Source organism: Nonomuraea sp. NPDC003214, from assembly GCF_053590035.1.
In genome coordinates this window covers 633412-657302 of record NZ_JBSFSX010000001.1, presented here as the reverse complement: position 1 = coordinate 657302, position 23891 = coordinate 633412, and the positions used below count along the sequence as shown (strand labels likewise).

At 72.5% G+C, this 23891-nt stretch carries 23 protein-coding genes; 13 read left to right on the top strand and 10 right to left on the bottom strand.

All coding sequences use genetic code 11. The features are described from left to right. Positions 1-98 precede the first annotated feature (98 nt). Both ACWDXC_RS03045 and ACWDXC_RS03040 read left to right on the top strand, forming a co-directional pair. Positions 99-2969 carry a glycosyltransferase gene (locus ACWDXC_RS03045; RefSeq protein WP_449977421.1) on the top strand — a complete coding sequence of 957 codons (2871 nt, stop codon included), beginning with the start codon at positions 99-101 and terminating at the stop codon, positions 2967-2969. Next, positions 2966-4270, top strand: a complete 1305-nt coding sequence (locus ACWDXC_RS03040) for a DUF5719 family protein (RefSeq protein WP_449977418.1) — start codon at positions 2966-2968, stop codon at positions 4268-4270. Before ACWDXC_RS03045 ends, ACWDXC_RS03040 begins: the two co-directional genes overlap by 4 nt. Positions 4271-4276: 6 nt before the next feature. Here ACWDXC_RS03040 and ACWDXC_RS03035 read toward each other — a convergent pair whose 3' ends face one another. Continuing rightward, positions 4277-4714: a metallopeptidase family protein gene (locus tag ACWDXC_RS03035; RefSeq protein ID WP_308125583.1), complete on the bottom strand. Its 438-nt coding sequence runs from the start codon at positions 4712-4714 to the stop codon at positions 4277-4279. Between the two features lie 135 nt (positions 4715-4849). On the opposite strand from ACWDXC_RS03035, the gene ACWDXC_RS03030 reads away from it, so the two are divergent. The 5 genes from ACWDXC_RS03030 (at position 4850) to ACWDXC_RS03010 (ending at position 8383) form a co-directional block, all read left to right on the top strand. After that, a complete protein-coding gene (locus ACWDXC_RS03030) occupies positions 4850-5218 on the top strand; it encodes a DUF3499 domain-containing protein (RefSeq protein ID WP_219499649.1) in 369 nt (122 codons plus the stop codon). Further along, positions 5100-6047, top strand: coding sequence for an HAD-IIB family hydrolase (locus tag ACWDXC_RS03025; protein WP_449977413.1), 948 nt, complete (start codon positions 5100-5102; stop codon positions 6045-6047). The genes ACWDXC_RS03030 and ACWDXC_RS03025 overlap by 119 nt, the downstream gene beginning before the upstream one ends. A 92-nt stretch (positions 6048-6139) precedes the next feature. Continuing rightward, a complete protein-coding gene (locus ACWDXC_RS03020; RefSeq protein ID WP_449977410.1) occupies positions 6140-6307 on the top strand; it encodes a Trm112 family protein in 168 nt (55 codons plus the stop codon). Further along, positions 6304-7413 (top strand): SIS domain-containing protein, encoded by a 1110-nt coding sequence (locus ACWDXC_RS03015; RefSeq protein WP_449977407.1) that lies wholly within the window; start codon positions 6304-6306, stop codon positions 7411-7413. The genes ACWDXC_RS03020 and ACWDXC_RS03015 overlap by 4 nt, the downstream gene beginning before the upstream one ends. A 46-nt stretch (positions 7414-7459) precedes the next feature. Further along, complete coding sequence (locus ACWDXC_RS03010; RefSeq protein ID WP_449977405.1) at positions 7460-8383, top strand: cation diffusion facilitator family transporter; 924 nt, start codon at positions 7460-7462, stop codon at positions 8381-8383. Positions 8384-8389: 6 nt separating this feature from the next. Here ACWDXC_RS03010 and ACWDXC_RS03005 read toward each other — a convergent pair whose 3' ends face one another. Further along, positions 8390-8863, bottom strand: a complete 474-nt coding sequence (locus ACWDXC_RS03005) for a GerMN domain-containing protein (RefSeq protein WP_449977402.1) — start codon at positions 8861-8863, stop codon at positions 8390-8392. A 5-nt stretch (positions 8864-8868) separates the two neighbouring features. Then, on the bottom strand, positions 8869-9219 hold the full coding sequence (locus ACWDXC_RS03000) for a MerR family DNA-binding transcriptional regulator (protein ID WP_219499638.1): 351 nt from the start codon (positions 9217-9219) through the stop codon (positions 8869-8871). A 100-nt stretch (positions 9220-9319) separates the two neighbouring features. On the opposite strand from ACWDXC_RS03000, the gene ahcY reads away from it, so the two are divergent. After that, on the top strand, positions 9320-10747 hold the full coding sequence (gene ahcY, locus ACWDXC_RS02995) for an adenosylhomocysteinase (RefSeq protein WP_357584045.1): 1428 nt from the start codon (positions 9320-9322) through the stop codon (positions 10745-10747). 62 nt (positions 10748-10809) lie between these two features. Further along, on the top strand, positions 10810-12045 hold the full coding sequence (locus ACWDXC_RS02990) for an adenosylhomocysteinase (protein ID WP_364173053.1): 1236 nt from the start codon (positions 10810-10812) through the stop codon (positions 12043-12045). Here ACWDXC_RS02990 and ACWDXC_RS02985 read toward each other — a convergent pair. Then, positions 12042-12692, bottom strand: a complete 651-nt coding sequence (locus tag ACWDXC_RS02985) for a DUF305 domain-containing protein (RefSeq protein ID WP_364173050.1) — start codon at positions 12690-12692, stop codon at positions 12042-12044. The genes ACWDXC_RS02990 and ACWDXC_RS02985 overlap by 4 nt on opposite strands. A gap of 217 nt (positions 12693-12909) precedes the next feature. On the opposite strand from ACWDXC_RS02985, the gene ACWDXC_RS02980 reads away from it, so the two are divergent. Next, complete coding sequence (locus ACWDXC_RS02980) at positions 12910-14250, top strand: LVIVD repeat-containing protein (RefSeq protein WP_246643818.1); 1341 nt, start codon at positions 12910-12912, stop codon at positions 14248-14250. Between the two features lie 62 nt (positions 14251-14312). Continuing rightward, the gene (locus ACWDXC_RS02975) at positions 14313-15650 is read left to right on the top strand and encodes an LVIVD repeat-containing protein (protein ID WP_449977398.1); all 1338 of its coding nucleotides are present in this window, start codon (positions 14313-14315) and stop codon (positions 15648-15650) included. 19 nt (positions 15651-15669) lie between these two features. Here ACWDXC_RS02975 and ACWDXC_RS02970 read toward each other — a convergent pair whose 3' ends face one another. Next, positions 15670-16590 (bottom strand): RDD family protein, encoded by a 921-nt coding sequence (locus ACWDXC_RS02970; RefSeq protein ID WP_449977396.1) that lies wholly within the window; start codon positions 16588-16590, stop codon positions 15670-15672. A gap of 51 nt (positions 16591-16641) precedes the next feature. Between ACWDXC_RS02970 and ACWDXC_RS02965 the strand changes: the two genes are divergently transcribed. Next, positions 16642-17634, top strand: coding sequence for a stage II sporulation protein M (locus ACWDXC_RS02965; protein WP_449977394.1), 993 nt, complete (start codon positions 16642-16644; stop codon positions 17632-17634). Positions 17635-17641: 7 nt separating this feature from the next. Here ACWDXC_RS02965 and ACWDXC_RS02960 read toward each other — a convergent pair whose 3' ends face one another. Genes ACWDXC_RS02960 through ACWDXC_RS02940 form a run of 5 tightly spaced genes read right to left on the bottom strand, consistent with a single transcriptional unit; the run spans position 17642 to position 22763 of the window. Beyond that, positions 17642-19015 (bottom strand): DUF58 domain-containing protein, encoded by a 1374-nt coding sequence (locus tag ACWDXC_RS02960; protein ID WP_449977391.1) that lies wholly within the window; start codon positions 19013-19015, stop codon positions 17642-17644. Then, positions 19015-19971 carry an AAA family ATPase gene (locus ACWDXC_RS02955; RefSeq protein ID WP_449977388.1) on the bottom strand — a complete coding sequence of 319 codons (957 nt, stop codon included), beginning with the start codon at positions 19969-19971 and terminating at the stop codon, positions 19015-19017. The genes ACWDXC_RS02960 and ACWDXC_RS02955 overlap by 1 nt, the downstream gene beginning before the upstream one ends. A 13-nt stretch (positions 19972-19984) precedes the next feature. Next, positions 19985-21136, bottom strand: coding sequence for a DUF4350 domain-containing protein (locus ACWDXC_RS02950; protein WP_449977386.1), 1152 nt, complete (start codon positions 21134-21136; stop codon positions 19985-19987). Next, positions 21133-21750, bottom strand: a complete 618-nt coding sequence (locus ACWDXC_RS02945; RefSeq protein WP_449977383.1) for a DUF4129 domain-containing protein — start codon at positions 21748-21750, stop codon at positions 21133-21135. The genes ACWDXC_RS02950 and ACWDXC_RS02945 overlap by 4 nt, the downstream gene beginning before the upstream one ends. Further along, on the bottom strand, positions 21747-22763 hold the full coding sequence (locus ACWDXC_RS02940; protein ID WP_449977381.1) for a hypothetical protein: 1017 nt from the start codon (positions 22761-22763) through the stop codon (positions 21747-21749). Before ACWDXC_RS02940 ends, ACWDXC_RS02945 begins: the two co-directional genes overlap by 4 nt. Positions 22764-23203: 440 nt before the next feature. On the opposite strand from ACWDXC_RS02940, the gene mtrA reads away from it, so the two are divergent. Continuing rightward, on the top strand, positions 23204-23881 hold the full coding sequence (gene mtrA, locus ACWDXC_RS02935) for an MtrAB system response regulator MtrA (RefSeq protein ID WP_090763607.1): 678 nt from the start codon (positions 23204-23206) through the stop codon (positions 23879-23881). The last annotated feature ends 10 nt before the right edge of the window (positions 23882-23891 follow it).

Here is a 23891-nt window from a genome sequence, read left to right as displayed (position 1 = left end):
GGAAAGGGTCACGCGGTCACCCGTGTGACCCTTTTCCGTATCCGTGGGCGGTGCGACCGGTAAGGTGGCGGCGTTTGATCACCGCCCAATGGAGCCGCATGTCCCGTCCCTTCGTCACCGTGATCGTCGTCGCACACGACGGCGGGCGCTGGCTCGGGGAGACCTTGAAGGCCCTGGCGAGCCAGAGCTACCGCCCGGACCGGGTGGTGGGCGCCGACAACGGCAGCCGCGACGGCTCGGCCGACCTGCTCACGCAGGCGCTCGGCTCCGCCAACGTGCTCAGGCTGCCCCGTTCGGCGAGCTTCGGCGACGCCGTGGCCGAGGTGCTCGGCAAGCTGCCCCCGGGCGTCGACGGCGAGTGGCTGTGGCTGCTGCACGACGACTGCGCCCCCGACCGCCGCGCCCTGGAGGCGCTGCTGCGCGCCGCCGACGAGGACCGCAAGGCGGCGGTGCTCGGCCCGAAGCTGCGTGACTGGCTGGACCGGCGGCTGCTGCTGGAGATCGGCGTGACCGTCGGCCGCACCGGCCGCCGCGACACCGGGCTGGAGGCCCGCGAGTTCGACCAGGGCCAGCACGACGGCACCCGCGAGGTCATGGCGGTGTCCACCGCCGGCATGCTGATCAGGCGCGACGTGTGGGAGGCGACCGGCGGGCTGGACCCGTTCCTGCCGATCTTCCGCGACGACCTCGACCTGTGCTGGCGGGTGCGCAACGCCGGGCACCGGGTGCTGGCCGTCACCGAGGCCGTGGCCTGGCACGCCGAGGCGTCGGCCCGCCGCAGACGGCGCATGACGGTCAGCGGCGACCACCCGCGCAGGCTCGACCGGCGCAACGGCATCTTCGTCGTGATGGCGAACCTGCCGTTCCTGGCGATGCTGTGGGCGCTGCTGCGCAACGTGGCGGGCTCGCTGACGCGCACGGTGCTGTTCGTGCTGGGCAAGCAGCCGGCGAACGCCCTGGACGAGCTGGTCGCGCTCGGCTCGGTCCTGGCGCACCCGATGCGGCTGGCCAAGGCTCGGCGGGCCAGGCGCGAAGGCCGCAAGAAGGGCTACAAACGCATCGGCCGCCTGCTCACGCCGCGCGGCGCGGGCCTGCGCCGCCTCACCGACATGGTGCAGAGCTTCCTGGCGGGCGAGGGGCCGGTCGACTCGGCGGGCCGGCACCACCACGCCGCCCCGGAGGAGGAGGTGATCGCGCCCGCGCCGGCGCCGCAGGGCAACCCGGTCAAGCGCTTCCTCGGCCGGCCCGGCGTGCTGCTGGTGTTCGGGCTCACGCTGGTCGCGCTGGTGGCCGAGCGGTCGCTGCTGGGGGCCGGACGGCTCGGCGGCGGCGCGCTCGTGCCGGTGACCGGCGGCGCGGGCGACCTGTGGGCGTTCTACACGGGCGGCTTCCACGACCTCGGGCCCGGCTCGGCCGACTGGGCGCCGCCGTACGTGGCGGTGCTCGCGGCGCTGTCCACGCTCGCCTTCGGGCAGACCTCGACGGCCGTGTCGGTGCTGCTGCTCGGCTCGGTGCCGCTGGCGGGCGCCTCGGCCTACCTGGCGTCGCGGCGGCTGGTGCCGGACGCCACCGAGTCGGGCGTCGGCGTCCGCGTGTGGGTGGCCGCCACGTACGCGCTGCTGCCGGTCGCGACCGGCGCGGTCGCGTCGGGACGGCTGGGCACGGCGGCGGTGCTGGTGCTGCTGCCGGCCTGCGCGGTGCTCGCCGCCCACCTGCTCGGCCCCGACGCGCGCCGATCGCGCCGGGCGGCGTGGGGGTTCGGGCTGGTGCTGGCGGTGGGCGCGGCGTTCGTGCCGCTGCTGCTGCCGATGGCCCTGGTGCTCGGTGTGCTCGCCGTGGTGCTCTTCCGCACGGTACGGCCCGGCGTCCTCGTGCCGGTGGCCATCGCGCTGGGCGTGCCGGTGGCGCTGCTGCTGCCCTGGCTGGGCGGGATGGTGCTGGACCCGGGCAGGTTCCTGCTGGAGGCCGGGCTGCACGACCCGGCACTGGTGAGCCCGGCGCTCGGCGCCCGCGACCTGCTGACGCTCAGCCCCGGCGGGCCCGGCCTGCCGCCGTTCTGGGTGACGGGCGGGCTGCTGGCGGTGGCGTTGGGCGCGCTGTTCGTCCACCGCGCCCGCGCCGGGCGGCGGGCGAAGCCGGACCCCCAGGCCGAGCGCGGCCGGATCGTCGTGCTGTCCGGCTGGGGGATCGCGCTGTTCGCGCTGGTGATCGCCCTGGTCGCGGGCCGGGTCGGCGTGGCGGGCGCGCCCGCGTGGCCGGGCGTGCCGCTGGCCGTCGCCGGGGCCGCGCTGATCGTGCTCGCCGCGCTCAGCGCCCCCCGCCTGGACGCCGCCCGCGCCCGGGGCGGCCCGCGCAGGATCGCCGCCTGGCTGGTGGCGGCGGTGGCGTTCAGCACGCCGCTGCTGGCCGCCGGGCACTGGATCGTCCAGGGCGTACGCGGGCCGCTCGACGGCGACGCGCGCGATCCGCTGCCCGCCCTGGCCGTCATGAACTCCCGCCACGGCGAGCGCACCCTGCTCATCCGGGGCGCCGAGTTCACCGTGCTGCGCGGGCGCACCCCGCTGATCGGCGAGGCGGAGCTGCCCGTCGCCTCCCCCGAGCGCGCCAAGGTGGCGGCCGCGGCGCAGGGCCTCGCGGGCGGGCGCGGCGGCAACGACGCCGAGGTCCTGGCCCAGCACGGCGTGGCGATGGTGGCGGTGGCGCCGCCGGTCGAGCCCGGGCTCGTCAGGACCCTCGACTCGCAGCCCTCGCTCCAGCGCATGAGCCTGTCCGACAGCGGCGGCCTGTGGCGGATCGCCGAACCCCTCACGCCGGTTCCCGCCCGGCCCGCGCACTTCATGCACACGCCCTGGCTGTGGCTCCAGGGCGCGCTGGTGCTGGTCGCGGTCGTGATGGCCGCGCCCGGCCGGCGCGAGCCCGCCGAGGAAGCCGCCCGCACCCCCGACCCGGCCCTGGCGGGCGTCTCATGACGGCGATCCTGCGCCACCGGTTCGCGCCGCTCGCCGCCGTCCTGGCCGCCCTCCTGGCCCTGTACGGGATCGCGTACGTGACCGAGCCCGCCCCGGCCGGACGCGCGGCTGCCAAGCCCGAGCGGGTGGGCGTCGAGTCGGCGACCGCGGTCTGCCCCGGCGTCAAGGGCGCCGACGTGGCGGTCTACCTGCCCGGGACGATGTCACGCGAGACCATGAAGGACGCCGAGCCGTACACCGTGACCGGGCCCGGCGGCCTGGAGGCGGGCTTCGTCACCCGCGCGCTCTCGGGCGCCCGGCGCGGGCTGGCCGGGGTGCGGTGCGCCGAGCCGGCCGCCGAGACCTGGCTGGTCGGGCCGGGCCCGGCCAACGCCGAGGTCACGCTGCACCTGACGAACGCCGCCAAGACGCCCGCCATGGCCGACGTCCAGGTGTGGGCGGCCGAAGGGCTGGTGTCCGGCGAGGCGGGCCTCGGCCTGGAGGTCGCGCCCGGCAAGAGCCGGAAGATCGACCTGCGCGACCTGGCGCCGTCCGCCGACGTGATGGCGGTCAGCGTGACCTCCCTGGTGGGCCGGGTGGCCGTGGCCGCGAGCGCCGCGCCGGAGACGGGCGGCGCCGACTGGCTGCCGGCCGCCGCCGCGCCCGCCACGAAGGTCGTCGTGCCCGGCATCCCCGGCGGAGGCGGCCGGAGGGAGCTGCTGGTCGCGGCACCCGGCGAGGCCGACGCGACCGTGCGCATCACCGCCGTGACCGAGGGCTCCCGCTACGCGATGAAGGGCCGCGAGAGCGTCGACGTGCCCGCGGGCGGGGTGCTGGCGATCGACGTCACCACCGGCATCGGCGGCGAGTCGGCCGGGCTGGTGCTCGACTCGACCGCCCCCGTCGTCGCCGGCGTGGTGATCACCGGGACCGGCGGGCGGCAGGACGTCGCCTACACCGCCGGGACGCCGCCGCTCGACCTGGGCAGCGCCGTCGCGGCCAACGGCACGGGCTCGCGGCTGCTGCTGACCGCGCCGGGCGCGGCCGGCCGGGTGCGGGTGCAGATCGTGCCGGCACGCGGCGAGCCGGGCAGCCCCGCCGAGGTCGAGGTCCCCGCCGGGCGCACCACGAGCGTGCCGCTGAAGGTCAAGGGCGTGTTCGGCGTCGTCGTGACCCCGGTCTCCGGGCAGGTCTACGGCGGCCGGGTCATCGAGGAGCGGCAGCGCGCCGGCCTGCTCGTCACCGCCCAGCCGCTGGCCCAGGCCCGGACGTGGACGATGCTGCCGCCCCTCGCCGACACCCCGCTCGCCGTGCTGCCCTGACCGGGCTCAGCGCTCGTCGTAGCCCGGGTCGACCGTCTCGGGCGACAGCCCGAGCAGCGTCGCCACCTGCTCGACCACGGTGTCGTGCACCAGCGCGCCGAGCGTCTCGCGGTCGCGGGCCCGCGCCTCCAGCGGACGCCGGTAGACCACCACCGAGGCCGGGTCCTGGCCCTTGGCCGTGTCGGCCCGGCCGAACGGGATCGGACCGCCGCCGAACCCCGGCCCGTCGCTCAGCTCGCTCAGCGGCGGCACGTCCTCCACCGCGAACTCCACCGCCGCGAGCTGCCTGCCCCACTTGGGCCGCAACCGGTCGACGGCGTCGAGCACCAGGTCGTCGAAGCGTTCGGAACGGGCCCGGGACATGGGCACGTACGAGGGCGCGAGCGGCCCGCGCAGACCACGACCGTGCCGGTCACGACGCCTGGGACCGCGCTTGAGAGTCACACGGCAAGTCTAAAGGCAGGCCCCATCGGGGCATGTGGGTGGAAAGGCTGCGACAGGTGTCCGAATTGTGGCGACACGCTCGTTAAGAGCGCTCAGGTAGTGGCGCCTCGCACTCTTACCAGATACGGTCCCTCCGTGAGCCCCGTCCGCCGCTGTTCCCGCACTGCTTGCAGTCAGCCTGCCGTCTTCACGCTCACGTACGTATACGCCGACTCGACCGCTGTACTAGGCCCTCTGGCGACGTACGCCGAGCCACACTGTTATGACCTGTGCGCCGAACACGCCGAGCGGCTGACCGCCCCCCGAGGCTGGGAGGTCGTGCGGCTGCCGACCGACGGCGCTTCCCCCAGCTCCGACGACCTTGAAGCGCTGGCCAACGCGGTGCGTGAGGCGGCCAGGCCCAGTGCCGCGCGCGGCGTCGAGCCGGTCGGCGACGCCGTCGAGGTCGGCCGGCGGGGCCACCTCCGCATCCTGCGCTCCACCCAGCCCAACCGCGATCGCTGACGCGCCGCCTGCCGTCGCGCCGGGTACAGTCGAGGCACCTGTCCGCGGCCGATTCGTAGGAGCTCCGATTAATCGCAAGTTCTCCCTGGTCGCCTTCGACCTGGACGACACGCTGGCGGTGTCCAAGTCCCGCATCGACGACCGCATGGCGGGGCTGCTGGCCCGGCTGCTCGACCTGGTCGACGTGTGCGTGATCTCGGGCGGGCAATATTCCCAGTTCCAGGCGCAGGTGCTGCGCCACCTGCCGATCGACGACGCCCAGCGCGCCAGGCTGCACCTGATGCCGACCTGCGGCACGCGCTACTACCGCTGGCAGAACTCCGACTGGCAGCTCGTCTACGCCGAGGACTTCACCGCCCCCCAGAAGGCGGAGATCATCGAGGCGCTCACCCGCAGCGCCAAGGAGCTGGGCCTGTGGGCCGATGACCCCTGGGGGGAGATCATCGAGGACCGCGGCAGCCAGATCACCTTCTCCGCGCTCGGCCAGCAGGCCCCGCCCGCCGCCAAGTACGCCTGGGACCCCGACGGCGCCAAGCGCCGCCTGCTGTGCGCGCACGTGTCGGAGCGGCTGCCCGGCCTGGAGGTGCGCAGCGGCGGCTCGACCTCCGTCGACATCACCCACAAGGGCGTCGACAAGGCCTACGGCATCGGCCGGCTCCTCGACGCCCTGGGGCTGACGATCGACGACGTGCTGTTCGTCGGCGACCGGCTCGACGAGGGCGGCAACGACTACCCGGTCAAGGCGATGGGCGTGGAGTGCGTGGCGGTCGAGGGCTGGGAGCAGACGGCGGCGTTCGTCGAGGACTATCTCGGCATCGAGACTCGATGAACCGGCGGCCGAAAGGCCGCGCAATCCACCGGACCAGTGGTGCCGTGATGTTACGGTCGGTTTTGGCGATGGCGAGCGAGATAGGTGAACGAGTGAAGATCGACGACTGGCTGCTGGAGATCCTGGCCTGCCCGGCGTGCAAGTCACCGTTGCGTGTCGAGAGCGACTCCGAAGAGCTCGGCTGCACCGGCTGCGGCCTGATCTATCCGGTCCGGGATGACATCCCCGTGCTGCTCGTCGACGAGGCCAGGAAGCCGTGACCTGGGAGCCGGAGCGGCTCGACGACCAGCGGCACCTGAGCGAGGGCGACCCGGGCGGCATGCTGCTCGCGGTGGCCGCCTCGGCGGCGCAGGTGCGCACCGGGCTCCGGTGCGCCGTCGAGTCCGGCGTCGACCGGCTGGCCGGTGACCTCAGGCCGCGCGCGGTCGTGGTCACGGGCATGGGCAGCTCCGCGCTCGCGGGCGACATGCTGGCCGCGGTCTGCGGCAACAGCGCCCCGCTGCCCGTCGTGACGCTGCGCTCCTACCAGCTGCCCGGCTGGGTGGGGGCCACCGACCTGGTGGTCGCGATCTCCTGGTCGGGCGAGACGGAGGAGACGCTCTCGGTGGCCGCCGAGGCGGTGCGCCGGGGCTGCGCGCTGCTGGCGCTGGGCGCGCCGGGGTCGCCGCTGGAGGCGCTGGCCACGCAGGCGGGCGCTGTCTACGTGCCGCTGCCGGTGGCCGGGCGCGACCGGGCCGACCTGTGGCTGGTGACGATCCCGCTGGTCGTGGCCGCCGCCGCGCTGGGGCTGGCGCGGGCCGACGAGGAGCTGTACGAGCGGGTGGCGGTGATGCTGGAGGGCATCTCGCACCGGTGCCGGCCGTCGAGCGAGTCGTTCATCAACCCGGGCAAGTCGCTGGCCCTCGACCTGGCCGAGAGCGTGCCGGTGATCTGGGGCTCGTCGCGGCCGGCCGCCGTGGCCGCCTACCGGCTGGCCTGCCGGCTCAACACCGACGCCGGTTATCCGGCGATCTCCGGCGAGCTGCCGGAGGCCGCGCACAACCAGGTGGCCGTTCTCGACGGGCCGCTGGCCGGGCGCGACATCTTCTCCGACGACGACACCGGCCGTACGGTCCGGCTGGTCGTGCTGCGCGACACCGAGGAGCACCCTCGGGTGGCCGAGACGCGGGAGGCGGTGCTGCGGCTCGCGCAGGACCGGGGCGTGCCGGTGAGCGAGCTGGCCGCCGAGGGCGCGCACCCGCTGGAGCGGATGGCCTCGCTGGTCGGGCTGGCCGATTACGCGGCCACGTACCTGGCGCTCGGTTATGGAATCGATCCGACTACTGTTGCACCCATTGCCGAGCTGAAGTCCAGGATCACCCAATAGGATCCCGGTTCGGGATATGTAGTGATCGTATGACTGGAGAAGACCGGTGAGTGCAGGCGGCGGGACGAAAGCGATTGTTGCGGCCTTGGTCGCGAACCTCTCCATCGCGACGGCGAAGTTCGTGGCAGCGGTGTTCACCGGTTCGTCGTCGATGCTGGCCGAGGGCATTCACTCGGTGGCCGACTCGGGCAACCAGGCGTTGCTGCTGCTGGGCGGCAAGCGGGCGCAGCGGGAGAGGGACCAGAAGCACCCGTTCGGCTACGGCCGCGAGCGCTATTTCTACGCGTTCGTGGTGGCCGTGGTGCTGTTCGCGATCGGCGCGCTGTTCTCGCTGTACGAGGGTTTCCACAAGCTGTCCGACCCGCACGCGGTGGAGTCGCCGCAGTGGGCGTTCGGCGTGCTGATCTTCGCGATCATCGCCGAGGCGTTCTCGTTCCGCACCGCGATCAAGGAGTCCAACGCGGTGCGCGGCAACCAGTCGTGGATGGCGTTCATCCGCCGGTCCAAGTCGCCGGAGCTGCCGGTCATCGTGCTGGAGGACCTCGGCGCGCTGCTCGGCCTGATCTTCGCGCTGTTCGGCGTCACCATGGCGGTCATCACGGGCGACGGGCGCTGGGACGCCGTCGGCACGCTGATGATCGGTGTGCTGCTCGCCGTCATCTCGGTCGTGCTGGCCATCGAGACCAAGTCGCTGCTGGTCGGCGAGGGCGCCGCGCCGGAGATGGAGACCCAGATCCGGGCCGCCCTGGACGCCACGCCCCAGGTCGACCGCGTGATCCACATGCGGACGCTGCACATCGGCCCGGAGGAGCTGCTGGTGGCCGCGAAGATCGCGGTCACCCACAACGACACGGCGGCCGAGGTCGCCGCGGGCATCGACGAGGCCGAGCGGCGCATCCGCGAGGCCGTGCCGATCGCCCGGGTCATCTACCTGGAGCCCGACCTGGACCGGGCGCCGAGCAACGCCTGACCGGGCTCACTCGTGGCCGGTGCGGCAGGACGTGCCGGCGTCGGACATGTCGAACAGGCAGCGGCCCTTCTTGTCCAGCGTGACGACCTTCTTCACGCTCCGGAACTGCTTGAGCGTCGCGTCGATCGTGCGCAGGATGCGCGCGTCGCCGCCGACGCCGTTGCCCCAGACGGTCCGGCAGAAGCGGAGGGTCGCCGTACCCCTCTTGATCGTGAGAGAGAAGTCGGCGCCGCAGTCGGAGCGGCCGCGGATCTGCTTGCCCAGCTCGGAGCGGAGGCCGCGGCGGTGCTCGGCGGCGGTCGGGCCCTTGATGAGCTGCTCGACGGCGAACCGGGCGACGCCCGAGTGGGGCGCGATCCGCTTGACCGCGACGACCTTGCCGGGGAAGCCGTGCCCCGTGGAGAAGTAGACCTTGACGGTGGTGCCGGGCGCCTGCACCGGCGACAACGCGAGCACGGTGGCCATCAGGAGCTCTTTCATGTCCTCTATGACGTCCGCCCGGAGCCCGGGGTTCGCAGCAGCCGCAGGGCCTTCTCCTTCTCGAAGTCCAGCGCCCGGCGCGGCACCTGGATGCGGCCGATCCGTACGCCGAGGTCGCGGACGGCGGCGGCGACGGCGGGCTCGCTGAGCGCGCGCAGGGCGAAGGCCAGCTCGGCGGGGGAGACGTCGAAGCGTTTCTCCAGCTCCACGCCCTGGGCGACGGCGGCGAGCTCCTCGGGGCCGAAGCGGCGGTGCGCGCCCTGCTCGCGCACGGGAGGCAGCAGGCCGAGCGCCTCCCGGTAGCGGAGCATCCTGGGAGACATGCCGAGCCGTCTCGCGGCTTCCGTGATGCGCATCCTTACATTCTTACGTCAGGTTAGCTCTCTGTGAGATGCGATCGGGGCGGGGAGACGCCTAAACTCGTCGCGACAACATTGTGATGCGAGGGGAACCCCGATGGACTTCAAGGTCGCCGACCTTTCACTTGCCGACTTCGGCCGCAAGGAGATCCGGCTCGCCGAGCACGAGATGCCCGGCCTCATGGCGATCCGCAAGGAATACTCGGCCTCCCAGCCCCTTCGCGGCGCGAAGATCATGGGCTCGCTGCACATGACGATCCAGACCGCCGTCCTCATCGAGACCCTGGTCGCGCTCGGCGCCGAGGTCCGCTGGGTGAGCTGCAACATCTTCTCCACCCAGGACCACGCCGCCGCGGCCGTCGTCGTCGGCCCCGACGGCACGCCCGAGGACCCCAAGGGCGTCCCGGTCTTCGCCTGGAAGGGCGAGACGCTGGAGGAGTACTGGTGGTGCACCGAGCAGGCGCTCACCTGGCCCGGCGGTGACACGCCCAACATGATCCTCGACGACGGCGGCGACGCCACGCTCCTCGTCCACAAGGGCGCCGAGTACGAGAAGGCCGGCGCCGTTCCCCCCGCCACCGCCGACGACCCGGAGGAGTGGCACGTCATCATCGACCTGCTCACCCGCACGGTCGGCGACGACAAGCGCTGGACGAAGATCGCCGAGAGCATCAAGGGCGTCACCGAGGAGACCACCACCGGCGTGCACCGCCTGTACGAGATGCACAAGAACGGCCAGCTGCTGTTCCCGGCGATCAACGTCAACGACTCGGTCACCAAGTCCAAGTTCGACAACAAGTACGGCTGCCGCCACTCGGTCATCGACGGCCTCAACCGCGCCACCGACGTGCTCATCGGCGGCAAGGTCGCGGTGGTCTGCGGCTACGGCGACGTCGGCAAGGGCTGCGCGGACGCGCTGCGCGGCCAGGGCGCCCGCGTCATCGTCACCGAGATCGACCCGATCTGCGCCCTTCAGGCGGCGATGGACGGCTTCCAGGTCACCACGCTGGAGGAGGTCGTCGGCATCGCCGACATCTTCGTCACCACCACCGGCAACTTCAACATCATCCGGGCCGACCACATGGCCCAGATGAAGCACCAGGCCATCGTGTCCAACATCGGCCACTTCGACAACGAGATCGACATGGCCGGCCTGGCCAAGACCCCCGGCATCGAGAAGCGCAACATCAAGCCGCAGGTCGACGAGTGGGTGTTCGCCGACGGCCACTCGATCATCGTGCTGGCCGAGGGCCGCCTGATGAACCTGGGCTGCGCCACCGGCCACCCCTCGTTCGTCATGTCCAACTCCTTCACCAACCAGGTGATCGCGCAGATCGAGCTGTTCACCAAGACGGCCGAATACCCGATCGGCGTCTACACGCTGCCCAAGCACCTCGACGAGAAGGTGGCCCGGCTGCACCTCGACGCGCTGGGTGTCAAGCTCACCGAGCTGACCAAGGAGCAGGCCGCCTACATCGGCGTCCACGTGGAGGGCCCGTACAAGAGCGACCACTACCGCTACTGACAGCAAGCCCCGGAGGAGCCGGTGCGCGGTGCGCGCCGGCTCCTCCGTCGTAAGGAGAGTCGATGGACCTGGGGGAGAGCGGGGAGCGGCAGATCAGCTGGGCCGCCCGCGCGATGCCGGTGCTGACCGCCATCGGGGAGCGGTTCGCGGCCGAGCGGCCGCTCGCCGGGCTGCGGATCGCGGCCTGCCTGCACGTCACCGCCGAGACGGCGGTGCTGATGGGGGCGCTCAAGGCGGGCGGGGCCGAGATCGCGCTGGCCGCCTCCAACCCGCTGTCGACGCAGGACGACGTGGCCGAGGCGCTGCGCTCCTACGGCGTGGCCGTGCACGCGCGGGCGGGCGTCGACAGGGCCGCCTACTACCGGCACATCCACCGGGCCCTCGACCTCGCCCCCGACCTGGTGCTCGACGACGGCTGCGACCTGGTCAACATCCTGCACACCGAGCGGACCGACCTGCTCGACGGGGTGAGCGGCGGCTGCGAGGAGACCACCACCGGGATCATCAGGCTCCGGCAGATGGCCGCCGAGCAGGCGTTGCGGTTCCCGGTCGTGGCGGTGAACGACACCCGCACCAAGCGCATGTTCGACAATCGGTACGGCACCGGGCAGTCGACGCTCGACGGGATCATGCGGGCCACCAACACCATGCTGGCCGGGCGCACGGTCGTGGTGGCCGGGTTCGGCTACTGCGGGCGCGGCGTGGCGGAGCGGGCCAAGGGGCTCGGCGCGCGGGTGATCGTGACGGAGATCGACGCGGTCAAGGCCCTCGACGCCACCCTCCAGGGGTACGAGGTGCGCCCGATGGAGCAGGCGGCCGTGACGGGCGACCTGTTCATCACCGTGACGGGCAACCGCGACGTGATCCGGGCCGAGCACCTGGCGGCGATGAAGGACGGCGCGATCCTGGCCAACGCCGGGCACTTCGACGTGGAGATCGACGTGCGGGCGCTGGACGAGCTGGCCGAGGAGGTGCACCGGGCGGTGCGCCCCAACACCGACGAGTACGTGCTGCCCGGCGGGCGCAGGCTGCTGCTGCTGGCCGAGGGCCGGCTGGTCAACCTGACCGCCGCCGAGGGGCATCCGGCCGCCGTGATGGACATGTCGTTCTCCGCGCAGGCCCTGGCCGTCGCCTGGCTCGCCCGGGAGCGGGCCGGGCTCCCGCCGGGCGTGTACGACGTGCCGGAGGACATCGACCAGGAGGTGGCGCGGCTCAAGCTGGCGGCGGCCGGGATCGCCATCGACGAGCTGACCGGTGACCAGGAGACCTACCTGCACTCCTGGCGCTCGGGCTCCTAGCCGGCCTGCATCTCCCGCATCCGGCCGATCTCGGCCGTCTGGGTGACGGCGACGTCGTTGGCCAGCTCCTCGATCTTGATGTGCGAGCCGCCGGTCAGCACGCGCTCGGACATCTGGATCGCGCCCTGGTGGTGAGCGATCATCAGCCGCAGGAACAGGGCGTCGAACTCCTTGCCGGTGGCCGCCTTGAGCTGGTCGAGCTGCTCGGGCGTGGCCATGCCGGGCATGCCCGCGTGGGCCGCGTGGTGGTCGGGGACGCGCTGGCCCTGCTCCTGGAGCCAGGTGCGCATCCACTGGATCTCCGGGCCCTGGGTGTCGGCAATGCGCGAGGCCAGGCTCTTGAGCTTGGCCGACTCCGCCCGGCTGGGGGCCAGGACCGCCATGTCGAGCGCCTGCTGGTGGTGGACGATCATGTCCTGGACGTAGGTGACGTCGGGGGCGTTCGCGCTCGGCGCGGGGACGGCGGTGGCGGCCTCGGAGGGGGACAGGGTCCTGGCCTCCTCGCCGGGACGGCCCGGCGCGATCACGGGGGCGGTGGAGTCCGCCCGGGGCGGCTGCGGCTCGGCGCCGGAGGTGCAGCCCGACAGGGCGATCCCCGACAGGACGATCAGCGTGCCCGTGGCGACGACGTTGAGCGCGGCGCGCACCCAGCCTCCTGACTGATTTCGGTCGGAACTGCGGATTCTAGATCGTAAGAATGATCGTTATAAGAGGGCAAACCGGCATATCTTTTGACATCTTGCGCGCTGGTCGGCGCGGCCGTCAGGGGTGACGATTTCATTCATTTATGTCCCCTTTATAGGAGGATAGGTGTTGGCATCCCGACGAGCCCTCACACTGGTGGGAGCGGTGATCGCGTTGGCGATGGCCGGCCTTCCCGCGCAGGCGGCTGACATCCCGGCTCCCGGCGAGATCGTCATGAGCCCCAACATCGCGCACGTCACGAACGTGCCCAAGCCCGAAGCCCTGGCTGACATCAACACCGACATGGCCTTCCAGGGCGACTACGCCTACGTCGGCAACTACTACGGCTTCTCCATCTACGACATCCGCAAGCCGAAGCGGACCTCGCTGGTCAGCTCCGTGGTCTGCCCCGGCGGCCAGATGGACGTGTCGGTCCACGGTAACCTGCTCTTCGGCTCCGTCGACTCCTCGCGCAGCGACGACTCCTGCAGCAGCACGGGCCAGAGCGCCTCGATCAAGGAGTCGTGGGAGGGCGTCCGGATCTTCGACATCAGCGACAAGGCCAACCCGCGCTACATCAAGTCGGTCGAGACCAACTGCGGCTCCCACACGCACACGCTGGTGCCCGACCGCCGGGGCCGCAACGTCTACATCTACGTCTCCTCCTACAGCCCGAACGCGAACTTCCCCGACTGCCAGCCGCCGCACGACCTGATCTCGATCATCAAGGTGCCGCTGCGCGACCCGGCCGCCGCGTCGGTCATCTCGGCGCCGAACCTGTTCCCCGACGGCGGCTTCCCCGGCGTGCCCGGCCAGTACCCCGACGGCAAGTCCGCCACCACCGGCTGCCACGACATCACCGCCTATCCGGAGAAGGGCATCGCCGCCGGAGCCTGCATGGGCGAGGGCATCCTGATGGACATCCGCGACCCCGAACGCCCCCGCGTGACCGCCACCGTCAGGGACGAGACGAACTTCGCCTTCTGGCACTCGGCCACGTTCAACAACAGCGGCACCAAGGTCGTCTTCACCGACGAGCTCGGCGGCGGCTCCCGCGCCACCTGCAACCCGGAGATCGGCCCGACCCGCGGCGCCAACGCCTACTACGACATCGTCCGAGGCCAGCTCGTGTTCAAGAGCTACTTCAAGATCGCCAGGCACCAGGACGCGACCGAGAACTGCGTGGCGCACAACGGCTCGCTGATCCCGGTCAAGGGCAAGGACATCATGGTCCAGGCCTGGTACCAGGGCGGCATCTCGGTGGTCGACTTCACCGACTCGGCCAACCCGCAGGAGATCGCCTTCTTCGAGCGCGGGCCTGACAACACCGCGCCGCCGCTGTCCGGCGGGTTCTGGTCGGCGTACTACTACAACGGCTACATCTACGGCTCCGACTTCAACCTGGGCCTCGACGTGCTCAAGATCAACGACCCGCGGACCAACCGGGCGAACGGCGTACGGTTCGACGACCTGAACGCGCAGACGCAGGAGTCGTACCGGGAGCGGGGGCACCACCACTAGCCCTGACATTTCCTGACATAGTGGGGGACCTCTCGATCATCGTGCACCTGGGAGGTCCCTCCGTGACGTCCAGACCCGTCCGCGCCCTGGCGCTGGCAGGAGCGGCGCTGATCTTGACGTCGTCACCGGTCCACGCGGCCGACGACGTCCGGACCAGCGCCAACGTCGAACACGTGGCCAACGTGCCCAAACAGGCCCCGTTCGCGTCACGGCAGGCGAAGCAGAGCGACCTCGCCTTCCAGGGCCACTACGCCTACCAGGGCAACTATCACGGCTTCACCGTCTACGACATCGCGAACCCGGCCAAGCCGAAGGTCGTCAGCCGGGTCTCCTGCTACGGCGCCCAGGGCGACATCACGGTCAAGGACGACCTGCTCTTCCTGTCGGTGGACGAATCGGTCGCCGGCGATTCCTGCCGCACCACCGGCGCCTCCGCCACCGAGAAGGGCGCCTGGGAAGGCATCCGCATCTTCGACATCAGCTCCAAGAAGCGGCCGAAGTACATCAAGTCCATCGAGACCGCCTGCGGCTCCCACACCCACACGCTGGTGCCGGGAACGTCCGAGGACACCGTCTACCTGTACGTCTCCTCGTACGGGCCCGGCGACATCTTCCCCGACTGCAAGCCGCCCCACGACCGGATCTCCATCGTCAAGGTGCCGCTCAAGAAGCCCGAATCCGCCAGGATCGTCGCCAGGCCGGTGCTGTTCCCCGACGGCGGCAACGAGCGCGGCGACGGCGCCACCACCAGCGGCTGCCACGACATCACCGTCTACCCGTCCAGGAACCTGGCCACCGGGGCCTGCATGGGCGACGGCGTGCTGATGGACATCTCCGACCGCGAACGCCCGAAGGTCACCGCCCGGGTCACCGACGCGAACTTCGCCTTCTGGCACTCGGCCACCTTCAACAACAGCGGCACCAAGGTCGTCTTCACCGACGAGCTCGGCGGCGGCTCGACGGCCACCTGCCTCAAGAGCACCGGGCCGGAGCGCGGGGCCAACGCCGTCTACGACATCACCGGCGGCAAGCTCGTCCACCGCAGCTACTACAAGATCCCGCGCGAGCAGGGCAGGTCCGAGAACTGCGTCGCCCACAACGGCTCGCTCGTCCCCGTCAAGGGCCGGGACATCATGGTCCAGGGCTGGTACCAGGGCGGCGTGTCCGTCTGGGACTTCACCGACTCGGCCCGGCCGCAGGAGATCGGCTACTTCGACCGGGGCCCGTTCAAGCCGCGCGACATGGCGGGCTCCTGGTCGGCGTACTACTACAACGGGCACGTCTACAGCAGCGACATCCAGCTCGGCCTGGACGTGCTGCGCATCCGCGACCCGCGCACCGACCCGGCAGCCGGGGTCCGGCTCACGTCGCTCAACGCCCAGACGCAGTACGCCTACTGAGTAGGCCTACTGGGCACGCCTACTGAGGCGGGACGAACCCGCCCGGCGTGCTCCCGGGCGGCTCCCCGGCGCCCGCTGGGGGCGGGTAGGGCGCGGGCGGGCCCGTGGGAGGTGCCGGGGGCCGGGCGGGCGGGAACGGCGCGTACGGGGCCGTACCGGGCTGCCATGCCGGGACCGGCGGGCTCTGGGGGCCGAGACGCTGGGCGAGCCGGGCCTGGTCGCGGCGGCGGCGCTCGGCCAGGACGGCGCTGAGGTAGGCGTGCGGCGGGACGCCCGCCGGCGCCGCCGGCGAGACGTACGCGGCCGTCTGGGTCGCGATCCGCACCCCCATCTCGTGCTGCACCTGCGGCGACAGCTCGTGCCAGCGCATCAGGTACTGCCGGGCGGCGGCGGCCACCTCCACGGGAAGCTGCGACAGCTCCAGGGAGGCCGCCCACGCGGCCAGCGGCGGCGGCATGACGATGGCCTGGCTCGCGTCACGCGGCCCGCGCTCGGAGATCACGATGGTGCCCGCGAACAGGTCGCCCAGCCGTTTGCCCCGCTGCGAGATCAGCGAGGTGATCAGCGCCGGGGCGCCGGAGAACATCCAGAACTCCATCACGCCCGCCAGCCCGCGGAACAGCGCCTGCCGGAACCGCTCGGGGCTGCCGTCGTCGCTCACCACGCGCAGCCCGAGCGCCAGCTTGCCCAGGCTGCGCCCCCGGCTGACGGTCTCGAAGATCACCGGATAGCCGACCAGGACCAGCACCAGCATCGCGATCGCCACGGCGCCGAACATCGCCGGGTCGGAGACGATCGCGAACGCCTCCAGCAGCACGAACGCGACGACCAGCACGGTGACCTGGACGAGCATGTCGATGAGCAGCGCCAGGAACCGCGAGGGCATCTGCGCCACCCGCACTTCGAGGACGACGGCGTCACCGGTCACAACCTCCGACATATGTGGAGCCTAACGGCAATGGGCAGCCGCCAGACCAGCCACAATGGTCGGGTGGACATCGACGCCTTCGTCACCGCGCACCGCCCGGTCTGGGAGCGGCTCGATCAGCTGATCAAGCGCCGCTCCTCGCTGACAGGGGCGGAGGTCGACGAGCTGGTGGACCTCTACCAGCGGGTGTCGACCCACCTGTCGATCGTCCGCTCGTCCACGCCCGACGCGATGCTGGCCGGGCGGCTGTCGGCGCTGGTGGCGCGGGCGCGCTCGGCCGTCACGGGCACCCGCACCCCGGCCTGGCGGGAGCTGGTCCGCTTCTTCACCGTGTCGTTCCCGGTGGTCGCCTACCGGACGCGCTGGTGGTGGCTGGGCACGTCGCTGGCGTTCCTGGCGGTCTCGTGGGTGATCGGCGCCTGGGTGGCGGCCAACTTCGACGTGCAGGCCGCGATCGCCTCCCCGGAGGAGATCACGCAGCTCGTCGAGCACGACTTCGCCGACTACTACTCGGAGCACCCGGCCGCGTCGTTCGCCAGCCGCGTGTGGATCAACAACGCGTGGGTGTCGCTCCAGGTCATCGTGTACGCGATCTTCCTCGGCATCCCGATCCCGCTGGTGCTGTTCCAGAACGCGGCCAACGTCGCCATCTCCGGCGGCCTCATGGCCTCGCGCGACAAGCTGGACATCTTCTTCGGCCTGATCACCCCGCACGGCCTGCTGGAGCTGACCGCGGTGTTCCTCGCGGCGGCGGCCGGCATGCGGCTGGGCTGGGCCGTCATCGACCCGGGCCACCGCAGGCGGGCCGAGGTCATGGCCGAGCAGGGCCGCGCCGTGATGGCGGTGGCGCTCGGCCTGGTGGCGGTGCTGTTCGTGTCGGGGCTGATCGAGGCGTTCGTCACCCCGTCCGGGCTGCCGACCGCCGCCCGCGTCGGCATCGGGGTGCTCGCCGAGCTCGTCTTCCTCGCGTACGTGATCTTCTTCGGCAGGCGGGCGGCCCGCGAGGGCGAGACGGGCGACCTCGAACGGGCCCCGGACGTGGCCCCGAGCGCCTGACCTCCTCCTACAGGCGTCCGGCGGCCTTCAGCGCGAGGTAGTGGTCGGCCAGGGCCGGGGCGATGTCGTCGGGCAGCGCGTCGACCACCTCGACGCCGTGGCGGCGCAGCCGGGCCGTGATGCGGCGCCGTTCGAGCAGGGCGCGCTCGGCCGCCGCCGCGTCGTACGCCTCCTCGGCGGTGCCGCGCCGGGCGGCCATGGCGGCGACCAGCGGGTCGGAGACGCCGGCCACCAGCACCAGGTGGCGCGAGGAGAGCTGCGGCAGCACCGGCATCAGCCCCTCGTCCAGCGCGGCCGAGTTGAGGTCGGTGAGCAGCACCACCAGGCAGCGGCGCTTGGCCCGCGCCAGGATCGCGGCCACCATGCCCTGCGAGTCGGCCTCGATGAGCTCGGCCTCGATCGGCGCCATCGCGTTGACCAGCGACGACAGCAGCTCGGTGCGGGACGCGCCGGTCACCCAGGAGCGCACCGCCCGGTCGTAGGCCAGGAAGTCCACCTGGTCACCGGCCCGGGCGGCGAGCGCGGCCAGGAGCAGCGCGGCGTCCATCGACCAGTCGAGGCGCGGCCAGCCGGGCGCCGGGCGCGGGTCGGGCCGCGCCAGCAGGCCGCCGCCCTCGGTGGCGGCTCCGGCCAGCGGGATCGGCGCCTCGCCCACGCGGCCGGCGGAGGTGCGGCCGGTGTCGAGCACGATCAGCACGCGGCGGTCGCGTTCGGGACGCCAGGTGCGCACGACCACGTCGTGGCGGCGCGCGGTGGCCCGCCAGTCGATCGAGCGCACGTCGTCGCCCACCACGTACTCGCGCAGCGAGTCGAACTCGGTGCCCTGCCCGCGCACCAGCGCGGGGTGCCGGCCGTCGAGCTCGCGCAGCCTGGCCAGGCGCGACGGCAGGTGCTTGCGCGACAGGAACGGCGGCAGCACCCGCACCGACCAGGGCGAGCTGTGACTGGCCTGCCGGGCGGCCAGCCCGAGCGGGCCGAGCGAGCGCACGGTCACCGAGACCGACTCGCGGTCGCCGCGCCTGGCCGGGTCGAGCGTCACGACGAGCCTGCGCCGCTCGCCCGGCGGCACGTCCAGCTTGAGCACGCGCGGCGTCGCCCCGGCGGAGGGCGGCCAGGCGTCACGCAGCACGCCGCGCACCCGCCTGCGGCCCGGGTTCTCCACGACCAGCTCGACCGTGGCCCGCGCGCCCAGCCGTACCAGCCGCTCGCCCGAACGGTGCAGGCGCAGCGGACGCACCGCGCCCGCCAGCGCCAGGTCCGCGACGATCGCGGCGGCCAGCAGCAGGCACACCCCGGCCACGGCGGGCCCCGGCGACGGCGCCAGCAGCACCGCCACGATCCCGAGCGCCGCGAGCAGGCCGGCGCGCCCCGTGAGAGCCATCAGCGCGGGACCGGCACCGACGCCAGGATGCCGTCGAGCAGGCCGTCGGCGGTCGCGCCCTCCAGCTCGGCCTCGGGCCGGAGCTGCACGCGGTGCCGCAGCGCGGGCCTGGCCAGCGCCTTGACGTCGTCGGGCGTCACGTACGCGCGCCCCGACAGCCACGCCCACGCCCGCGAGGCCGCCAGCAGCGCGGTCGCGCCACGAGGCGAGACGCCGAGCTGCAGCGACGGCGAGTTACGGGTGGCACGGGCCACGTCGACGATGTAGCCGAGCACCTCGGGCGCCACGTGCACGGCCGAGACCGCCTCGCGGCCCGCCGCCAGGTCGGCCGCCGTCGCCACCGGCTTGACGTGCGACAGGTCGCGCGGGTCGAAGCCGAGCGCGTGCCGCTCCAGCACCGCGATCTCCTGCTCGCGCGGCGGCAGCGGCACCGTCAGCTTCACCAGGAACCGGTCGAGCTGCGCCTCGGGAAGCTGGTAGGTGCCCTCGTACTCGACCGGGTTCTGCGTCGCGCACACCACGAACGGGTCGGGCAGCGGCCGGGCCGTGCCCTCCACGCTCACCTGGCGCTCCTCCATCGCCTCCAGCAGCGCCGCCTGCGTCTTGGGCGGCGTGCGGTTGATCTCGTCGGCGAGCAGCAGGTTCGTGAACACCGGCCCCTCGCGGAACTCGAACTCCGCCGTCTTCGTGTCGTAGATCAGCGAACCCGTCACGTCGCCCGGCATCAGGTCCGGCGTGAACTGCACCCGCTTGAAGTCCAGCGACAGCGCCGCCGACAGCGTGCGCACCATGAGCGTCTTGGCCACGCCCGGCACGCCTTCCAGCAGCACGTGCCCCCGGCACAGCAGCGCGATGACCATCCCGGTCACCACCGCGTCCTGCCCGACCACGGCCTTGGACACCTCGGCGCGCAGCGCCCCCAGCGCCTCCCTGGCCGAGTCCGCGGAACCGGTCACGCGGGCGGTCTCCTCAAAGTTCACGGACCTTCCTTTCGATGGAATCCAAGTATCCGGCCAGCGCGACCAGCTCCGCGTCGCCGGTGGGCGGCGGCCCGTACAGCGCGCCGCCGACCTCCCGCGCGTCCAGCCCGGTCCGTACGGCCAGCGCGGCGACGACCTCCTGCGGCCCGGCCCCCGAGGCCAGCCCGAGCCGGGGCGTCAGCCGGTCGATCGTGCCCGCACGCAGCGAGTCGGCGGCCCTGGCCCTGGCCCGCCTGGCGCGGTAGAGGCGCCCGCGGCCCTCGACCGTCTCCGACGCGCGCACCACCACGGGCAGCCGCTCGGTCACGACCGGGCCGAGCCGCCTGCCCCGCCAGAACGCCACCACCAGCACCGTGAGGCAGGCCATCAGCACGGCCCACGGGATGCTCGGCGGCATCAGGTCGTACACCGAGTCGCCCTCGGGCCCGGCCAGGTCGCCCGTGCCGGGGTCGTCCGGGGGGACCAGCCAGGTGACGGGCTTGCCGGTGGCGAGCAGGTTGAGCGCCAGGGCGGCGTTGCCGTCCTCGGCCAGGCGCTGGTTGGTCATGAACTCGCCGCTGCCGACGACCGTGGTGGTGCCGCTGCCGTTGGGGAAGCTGATCAGCGTCCAGCCGTCGCCCGCCGGGTAGCAGCCGGTGGTGCCGCGCGGGGCGGAGTAGGCGATGCCGCCGAGGTGGACGCTGCCCGCGGCCACGGCGGCCGGCAGCGAGCACTCGGGCTCGCGCGAGCGCTGCCTGGCCGCGCCGACCGGCTTCACGCCGGCCATCTCCGCCGCCCCGAACGGGTCGCCGACGATCAGGCGGTCGCCCCGGAAGACGGCGAGGTCGTCCGGAGACGTGCGCAGGCGGTCGGTGACGACCAGCGTGCGGTCGCCGCCCAGGGCTGCGGCGGCCTCGACGGAGTCGACCCGGTCGACGGTGACGCCGCGCCCGCGCAGCAGCTCGGCCAGGGCCTTGGAGCCCTGCAGCGACGTGTCGGCGGGGTCGAGCGGCCGGGCGGCCTCCTGCTCGGGACCGAGCAGGACGGTGCCGGCGGCGACGAGCACGATGAGCGCCCCGAGCAGCGCGACCCAGCGCCCGCCACGCCACCGGGCCTTCGCGGTGGGCGTGGTGGGGCGCGACTCCACCGCCTGCGCGGTCATGACAGGCCGCCCAGCGGCACCGGACGGGCGGCGCGCAGCCGCTCGTCGAGGCTCGTCATCGTGTCGTAGGTCTCCCGGACGCCCGGGACGCCGCCGTAGGTGACGTCGTCGAAGGAACGCGCCGCCGCGGCCAGCTCGCCGGCGAAGGCGGGCATGGCCCGGCCGGCCTCGGCCGCGAGCTCGTCCGCCGTGCGGCCGGGCATGCCGTCGACCAGCGCCCGCTCCTCCAGGTCACGGGCGATGGCGCGCAGCCGCTCCTGGATGGCGGCGGTCCACTCGCCCTCGGCGGCCAGCCGCTCCGCGGCCGTGCGGTGCTCGGCGGCGGTGAGCGCCTGCTCGCCGAACAGCGCGCCGGGGGCCTGCGCGTTGCGCCTGCTGGTGCGGCGCAGGTGGTAGGCGACCAGCGCGGCCACCGCGACCAGGATCAGGCCGATCAGCACGGCCGCGATGACGCCGCCGGCCGAGCCGCCGCCCGCTGCCGCGTCCATCAGGTCGCCGACGAACTGCATGAAGTAGCGGTAGAGCCGGTCGAGCAGCGGCTCGTCGGCGTACTGCGGATCGAGGAGCTCGCGCGCCGCCTCCCCGGCGGCCTCCTCCCGGCCGACCGGGCTCACGGCCTGGCGGAGTGGGACGGGTGCCAGAGGTCGTCGGCGGAGTCGTGCACCCAGCCCTGGCGCTGCTGCTCGATCGCGGCCGTCTGCAGCACGAGGTCGAACGCCTCGGCGCGCATCCGCCGGTCGGCGTAGAGCAGGCCGGCCACGCCCGCCTCGAACGGGTAGGTGATCATGGCGCCGACGGTGGCGCCGACGGCGATCAGCACGGCGGCGGCCACGACGGTCCACACCCCGCCGCCGCCCAGCATGCCGAGCACGGTGCCGACCAGGGTGAACGGGATGTTGAGCACCGTCGCCACCATGCCGACCACGAACGTGGTGAGCAGCAGGATGCCGAAGACCCGCCAGAAGTCGCCGGTCACCAGGCCCCACGAGCGCCGCATCGCCTCGACCGGGCCCCGGCCCTCCAGCACCACGGCGGCCGGCGCGAAGGCGAAGCGGGTGCGGAAGAACAGCGCGTAGCCGAGGTAGAGCAGGAGCAGCAGGAGGAAGAGCAGGATGAGGCCGCCGGCCGATTCGGGCGTGCCGCCGAAGCCGCCGGCGACGAGCGCCACGACCAGGAGCACGATCAGCGCCAGCGGCGCGAGCATGATCAGGGTCATCAGGCCGACCACGCCGAACAGGGCGGGCATCCGGCTCCTGGTCGCCTGCCAGGCCTCTCCGGCGGTCATCTTGCCGCCGAAGACGGCCCGGCCGAGGATGCGGGTGAGCACGCCGGTCAGCACGGTGACGACGACGAAGCTGACCAGGTAGGAGACGATCGTGCCGCCGTACTGGCCGACGAAGCCGCCAGTGATGTCGGCGGGGCCGGTCACCGACCGGGGGTCCTGGATGGCCGCGCCCATGCTCTCGAGCATGATCGCCTGGCCCACGGCCAGCGGCACCGAGCCCACCAGCGCGCCGATCGCCGACAGGCCGAGCACCGCCTTGGGGTTGGACCTGATCAGCTTGATCGTGCCGTCGTAGAGGTCGCCCAGGCGCAGCGGGCGCAGCGGGATGATGCCGGGGCGCATCGCCTGCGGGTGGGGCCCGTAAGGGGCGTAGGGTGCCTGACCGTAACCTTGGGGAGGCGGCGGGAACGGGGCGCCGGGAGGCGGAGGGATCTGTTGCTGTCCGGGGGCGGTCCACGGAGAAGCCGGAGGCGCGCCGTAGGGCGGGGGCTGCTCCGCGGCCCAGCCTCGGGGCGTCTCGGGAGTGGGACCGTGACCGTCTGACATATCCCAATCCTGGCATGCTGGGCGGGTCGGTGGTGTCGGGGCGTCGATTCGTGCCACGGATATCGCGCAGGGATGGCCGAAGGACGCTCCGTTACCGCAGACTGAAGATTGCGGTCGCGGGGGCGAGCTTGAAACATCGCCTTAACCGGTGTCATGTCCCACACATGAGCCGACCAAGGGTAACCTTCAGCGATCGTGCTGATATGTCCCAGAATGCGTAGAACGAATGAGGGGCCATGAAAGGTCGCGTGCTGGTCGTCGACGACGATGCCGCTCTCGCCGAGATGCTGGGCATCGTGTTGCGCGGTGAGGGCTTCGAACCATCCTTTGTCAGCGACGGCGACAAGGCGCTGGACGCGTTCCGCGACACGCGCCCTGACCTCGTCCTGCTCGACCTGATGCTGCCCGGGGCCGACGGCATCGACGTCGCGCGCAGGATCAGGGCGGAGTCCGGGGTGCCGATCGTCATGCTCACCGCCAAGAGCGACACGATCGACGTCGTGCTCGGCCTGGAGTCCGGCGCCGACGACTACATCGTCAAGCCGTTCAAGCCGAAGGAGCTGGTGGCCCGGGTCCGCGCGCGGCTGCGCCGCACCGACGAGCCGACGCCGGAGATCCTCCAGATCGGCGACATCACCATCGACGTGGCCGGCCACTCGGTCAAGCGCGGCGACGAGACCATCAACCTGACCCCGCTGGAGTTCGACCTGCTGGTCGCCCTGGCCCGCAAGCCGCGCCAGGTCTTCACCCGCGAGGTGCTGCTGGAGCAGGTCTGGGGCTACCGCCACGCCGCCGACACGCGGCTGGTCAACGTGCACGTGCAGCGGCTCCGGGCCAAGATCGAGAAGGACCCCGAGCACCCCGAGATCGTGGTGACGGTTCGCGGCGTCGGCTACAAAGCCGGCCCCGCCTGACCTGCCCTGA